Raw genomic sequence first — 1387 nt, 5'->3', positions numbered from 1 at the left:
AGCACACCGTGTTCGGCCAGGTGCTGGATGGCCAGGCGATCGTCGATTCGGTCAAGCAGGGCGACGTGATCCATTCGATCACCCTGGAAGGCGACACCGACGCGGTGCTGGCCGCCCAGGCCGAGCGCGTGGCCGAGTGGAACAAGCTCATCCCCACCGCCTGATCCGATTCCAACGGCCCCCTGTGAAGGGGGCCGTTTTTACGTTCCGGCCGCCCCGCCAGGCCTGTCCCCGCCCGCGCGGCCATCTCCCACACCGCTTCTTAGCTTCTTAGCAGAGGAAATCCCCATGAAAGCACCTGTTCGTGTTGCCGTGACCGGCGCCGCCGGCCAGATCGGCTACGCCCTGCTGTTCCGCATCGCCTCCGGCGAAATGCTCGGCAAGGACCAGCCGGTCATCCTGCAGCTGCTCGAGCTGCCGATCGACAAGGCCCAGGCCGCGCTGCGCGGCGTGATGATGGAACTGGAAGACTGCGCATTCCCGTTGCTGGCTGGCATGGTCGGTACCGATGACGCCGAAGTGGCCTTCAAGGATGCCGACATCGCCCTGCTGGTCGGTGCGCGTCCGCGCGGCCCGGGCATGGAGCGCAAGGACCTGCTGCTGGAAAACGCCAAGATCTTCACCGCGCAGGGCGCGGCGTTGAACAAGGTGGCCAGCCGCAACGTGAAGGTGCTGGTGGTCGGCAATCCGGCCAACACCAATGCCTACATCGCGATGAAGTCGGCGCCGGATCTGAACCCGCGCAACTTCACCGCCATGCTGCGCCTGGACCACAACCGCGCGCTGAGCCAGCTGTCGACCAAGCTGGGCAAGTCGGTCGGTGGCATCGAGAAGCTGGTCGTGTGGGGCAACCACAGCCCGACCATGTACCCGGATTACCGTTTCGCCACCGCCGATGGTGCGTCCATCGCCGATGCGATCAACGACCAGGAATGGAACGCCGGCACCTTCATCCCGACCGTGGGCAAGCGCGGCGCGGCGATCATCGAAGCCCGTGGTTCGTCCTCGGCCGCCTCGGCCGCCAATGCCGCCATCGACCACGTGCGCGACTGGGTGCTGGGCAGCAACGGCAAGTGGGTGACGATGGGCGTGCCGTCCGACGGTTCCTACGGGATTCCGGAAGGCGTGATCTTCGGCTTCGCGGTGACCACCGAAAACGGTGAGTACACGCTGGTCAAGGATCTGCCGGTGGACGACTTCAGCCAGAAGTACATCGACAAGACCCTGGCCGAGCTGGAAGAAGAGCGCGCTGGCGTGGCCCACCTGCTGGGTTGATCGATCCGCAGGCGCATGCCGACCGTTGGTCGGTGCGTTGACGAAAAACGCCAGGCATTGCCTGGCGTTTTTTTTTGCCCTTCCGGTAGAGCCGAGCCATGCTCGGCTGCTT

General features: G+C 65.1%; 1 protein-coding gene and 1 pseudogene. Both read left to right on the top strand.

Features of this window, described 5'->3' with window-relative positions; all coding sequences use genetic code 11:
- Nucleotides 1-164, top strand: a pseudogene (locus tag AC1DQP_RS20530) (peptidylprolyl isomerase); the annotation flags it as partial.
- Nucleotides 165-288: 124 nt separating this feature from the next.
- Nucleotides 289-1275 carry a malate dehydrogenase gene (locus AC1DQP_RS20525; protein WP_256776235.1) on the top strand — a complete coding sequence of 329 codons (987 nt, stop codon included), beginning with the start codon at nucleotides 289-291 and terminating at the stop codon, nucleotides 1273-1275.
- Nucleotides 1276-1387: the final 112 nt, after the last annotated feature.

It is taken from the genome of Stenotrophomonas sp. P5_A8, from assembly GCF_056400545.1.
This window is presented reverse-complemented; position numbering and strand designations above follow the sequence as displayed.

What these genes read in the sequence shown, in the direction of transcription:
- AC1DQP_RS20525 (WP_256776235.1), top strand. Translation starts at nt 289, where the DNA reads ATGAAAGCACCTGTTCGTGTTGCCGTGACCGGCGCCGCCGGCCAGATC.